5 protein-coding genes are annotated in these 3,647 nt (G+C 70.3%); 2 read left to right on the forward strand and 3 right to left on the reverse strand.

All coding sequences use genetic code 11. The features are described from left to right. Positions 1–741, reverse strand: a 741-nt coding sequence (gene ygfZ / locus ACIKT0_RS14965; RefSeq protein WP_407106110.1) for a CAF17-like 4Fe-4S cluster assembly/insertion protein YgfZ, incomplete at its 3' end; no start/stop codon positions are given. A gap of 92 nt (positions 742–833) precedes the next feature. On the opposite strand from ygfZ, the gene ACIKT0_RS14970 reads away from it, so the two are divergent. Next, positions 834–2,165: a dihydroorotase gene (locus ACIKT0_RS14970; RefSeq protein WP_407106111.1), complete on the forward strand. Its 1,332-nt coding sequence runs from the start codon at positions 834–836 to the stop codon at positions 2,163–2,165. A 121-nt stretch (positions 2,166–2,286) separates the two neighbouring features. After that, complete coding sequence (locus ACIKT0_RS14975) at positions 2,287–2,919, forward strand: LysE family translocator (RefSeq protein WP_407106112.1); 633 nt, start codon at positions 2,287–2,289, stop codon at positions 2,917–2,919. 4 nt (positions 2,920–2,923) lie between these two features. Here ACIKT0_RS14975 and ACIKT0_RS14980 read toward each other — a convergent pair whose 3' ends face one another. Together ACIKT0_RS14980 and ACIKT0_RS14985 are read right to left on the reverse strand one after the other, a co-directional pair. Next, positions 2,924–3,178: a hypothetical protein gene (locus tag ACIKT0_RS14980; RefSeq protein ID WP_183394353.1), complete on the reverse strand. Its 255-nt coding sequence runs from the start codon at positions 3,176–3,178 to the stop codon at positions 2,924–2,926. A gap of 104 nt (positions 3,179–3,282) precedes the next feature. Next, positions 3,283–3,647 (reverse strand): TIGR02301 family protein (locus tag ACIKT0_RS14985; RefSeq protein WP_407106113.1); only part of this gene is annotated, 365 nt, incomplete at its 5' end.

Consider the following 3,647-nt stretch of genomic DNA (forward strand, 5'->3'; position numbering starts at 1 on the left):
CAGCAGGGCGAGCCCGCGGCTGTCGGTCGACGAGCCCATCCGGCCGACCGTCTTGTCTCCCGCGGTGACCGCGGCCCCGACTTCCGGCGGCAAGCCGTCCAGCAGCACCGGGGTCACGCGCGTGCGCGCGGTGCCGCGGTGCTCCATCCGGCTGACCACCTCCTGCCCGACATAGCAGCCCTTCTTGAAGTTCACCCCGTTGAGCTGGTCGAGGCAGGCCTCGTGCGGGAAGGCGTCGCCATAGACGAAGTCGAGCCCGCCCTGAGGCGCGCCGAGCGCGATGCGGTGCGCGTGCCAGTGTTCGGCGCTGGACGGAGTGACGCCGTCGGGAAGCCCCGCGCCGGCCGGAAGATAAGCGCGGCGGCCGAGCGCGGGGAGGCGCGGGTCGGAGACGATATCGGCGTCGACATGCGGAAGCAGGCCGTCGCCCCACAGCACGGCGACCTGCGACCTGTCGCTCACATCCTCGATCTCGATCTTCGAGCGGAGCCGGTAAAGCGCGAGCCTGCGCGTCAGGTCGGAGATCAGGTGAGCCGGCGCGTCGAGCCGGAACCCGCCGGCGATCGGCGACGCCAGCATGTCGACGATGATCTTGCCTTGCGGCGTCAGCAGCGCCGCATAGGCGGCGTGGCCGGGCTCGAGCCCTGAGACGTTGTTGGTCAGCAGGTTGTCCAGGAACGCTCCGGCCGTAGGTCCGGTGACATGGAGCAGTCCGCGTGAGTCCAGCAAAGCGCCGCGCATCCGGCTTCTCCGTCCGTGTTGCCATCCGCCCCCCGCGAAGGTAGCCACGCGGCTGACCGGCCTCAAGCCGATCCTGCGCAGGAGGTTTCACAATGGCCGAGACTTTCGACCTCATTCTGCGGGGCGGCGTCGTCGTGAACCAGGACGGCGAGCACCCCGCCGACATCGGCGTGCGCGGCGGCCGCATCGCGCTGATCGGCGATCTCGGGCGGGCCGACGCGGGCGAGATCGTCGACTGCGCGGGGCTGCACGTCCTGCCCGGCGTAATCGACACGCAGGTTCATTTCCGGGAGCCGGGCGCGACTCACAAGGAGGACCTCGAGACCGGCTCGCGCGCCGCGGTGCTGGGCGGCGTCACGGCGGTGTTCGAGATGCCGAACACGAATCCGCTGACCGTCACGGCCGAGGCGCTCGCGGACAAGCTCGCCCGCGCGAAGGGCCGCATGCACTGCGACCACGCGTTTTTCGTCGGGGGCACGCATGACAACGCCCGCGACGTCGCCGAACTGGAGCGGCTCCCCGGCGCCGCGGGCATCAAGATCTTCATGGGGTCGTCGACCGGTTCGCTGCTCGTCTCGGACGACGCCGGCGTGTCCGAGATACTGAAGCGCACGCGCCGCAGGGTCTCCGTGCATTCCGAGGACGAGCCGCGGCTCTCGGAGCGCAAGGATCTTCGCGTGCCGGGCGATCCGTCGAGCCATCCGGTCTGGCGCGACGCCGAGGCGGCGATGAAGTGCACCCGCCGACTGACGGCGATCGCGAGGCGGTATGGCGCCAAGGTGCACGTGCTGCACATCTCGACGGCCGAGGAGATGCGCTACCTCGCCGAATTCAAGGACGTGGCGACGGTCGAGACCACGCCGCACCATCTGACGATGGGCTCCGACGCCTATGCGCGGCTCGGAACGCGCGCGCAGATGAACCCGCCGGTGCGCGACGACGCGCACCGCGCCGGCATCTGGTGGGGGCTCAATCAGGGCGTGGTGGACGTGCTCGGCTCCGACCACGCGCCGCATACGCTCGAGGAAAAGGACAAGCCCTATCCGGAGAGCCCGTCGGGAATGACGGGCGTCCAGACGCTGGTGCCGGTCATGCTCGACCATGTCGCCGCCGGCAGGCTCAGCCTCGCGCGCTTCGTCGACCTGACGAGCGCCGGGCCGGCGCGGATATTCGGCATCTCCCGCAAGGGACGAATCGCGGTCGGCTATGACGCCGACCTCACGATCGTCGACCTGAAGCGGCGCGAGACCATCACGAATGCGTGGATCGGATCCCGCAGCCAGTGGACGCCCTACGACGGCGTCCAGGTCACCGGCTGGCCGATCGCCACGGTGATCAGGGGCCGTCAGGTCATGCGGGAGGGCGAGATCGTGTCGCCCGGCCTCGGCCGGCCTGTCGAGTTCATCGACGCGCTGCCGTCCTGACGCGGGGTTTATCCGCCCGGGGTTGCGTTCCGCGCGGTTGCTTGCCTCTCTGGTGCGCCGCTCGGCGGCGCCCCAGCCCTGAAGCGATCTGCGGAACATAAGCCGGGAGAACGCGCGCTTGATGGACTTGACGCTCGTCGCGACCGGCATCCTGATCGGTATCGGCGTCAATGCGCCCGTGGGCCCCACGAACGTCATGTGCATCCATCGCGCGATCCGCAGCGGCGTGACGTCCGCGCTGGCGGCGGGGGCGGGCGCGTTCGTGGCCGACGTGCTGTTCGCCGGCATGGCCGCCTTCGGCGTGAGCGCCGCGGCCGCCTTCGTCGAAGGCCATCTGCCGGTCATCAAGGTCGTCGGCGCCGCGGTGCTTCTGGCGTTCGGCGTGAAGCTGCTCTACGCGCCGAGCTCCGTCACGCGCGACCCTGCGAACGACACGAGAGCCTCGCTCCTGCGCGCGGCCGGCACGTCGTTCGCGCTCACCGTCACCAATCCGGCGGTGCTGCTCGGGTTCTTCGCGATCTTCGGCGGGCTCGCCGGCATCGGCGACAATCCCGGCGATTTCGGCACCGCGGCCCTGCTGACGCTCGGCGTCGCGATCGGCAGCGCCGCCTGGTGGCTGGCGCTGTCGATGGGCGCGAGTCACCTGGCGGAGCGCATCGCCGAGAAGTGGCTGGCGCGGATCAACATGCTGTCCGGGGGCGGACTGGCGATCTTCGGCTTCGTCCTGCTGCTGGGCGTCGCGCTCGGCTACTGAGCCGTCAGTGCGGCATGCTCGGCAGCGTGTAGCCGCCCGCCCGGATGCTCGCCGGGAGCTTTTCGGCGAAGCGGGCCGTGGCCTCCTCGCCGAACGCCATCACCAGCTCCTTGAGCGCCGCGAACAAGGCGGCGTGCGCGACGCAGTCGGGCGCGATGCCGTCGAGCAGCGCCTCTTCCCAAGCCTCGTCCAGATAGGCGAGCGCCGCGCGCCGCCCGTCCGTGGACGCGTCGCCCGACGTCGAATCATCGTGTGCCATGAGTCGCCCTACTCGTACCCAGCGCGAGGGTAACGGCTTCGCCGCCGAGGTGGAGCGATTCTCGAAGAAAAGGTTAACGCGCGAGGGAAAAGCTGAATCGAATGCTAAGGGCCGTAGCGTTGCCGCACCTCGGAGGCGAGCTTGCCGGCCTCCTGCAGAAAGCGCTTAACAGCGACGTCCGCGGCGGGAGTGCAGCTGCGGTAGCTGCGCGCCCAGGTGCGGAAGCTGGCGTTGAAGGCGCCGGCGAGGCGGTCGCGCCGTTCGGGCGTAGGCGCGTCGGCCTCGATCAGCGCCGCCATGCGATCGCGCCAGACATCGGCGTCGCTCGCCGTGCAGACGGTCCGCAGATGGTGCAGGGCGCCGAGAACCTCGGCCAGTCTGAGCAACTGAGGCTCATAGGGCGGCGGGGCGGAGAGCTCGGGCGGCGGCGGCGCCTCCGCCGGAGTGGGCGCGGGCGCATGCTTCGGGC

The organism is Hansschlegelia beijingensis, from assembly GCF_045505405.1.
Taxonomy (GTDB): Bacteria; Pseudomonadota; Alphaproteobacteria; order Rhizobiales; family Methylopilaceae; genus Methylopila; species Methylopila beijingensis_A.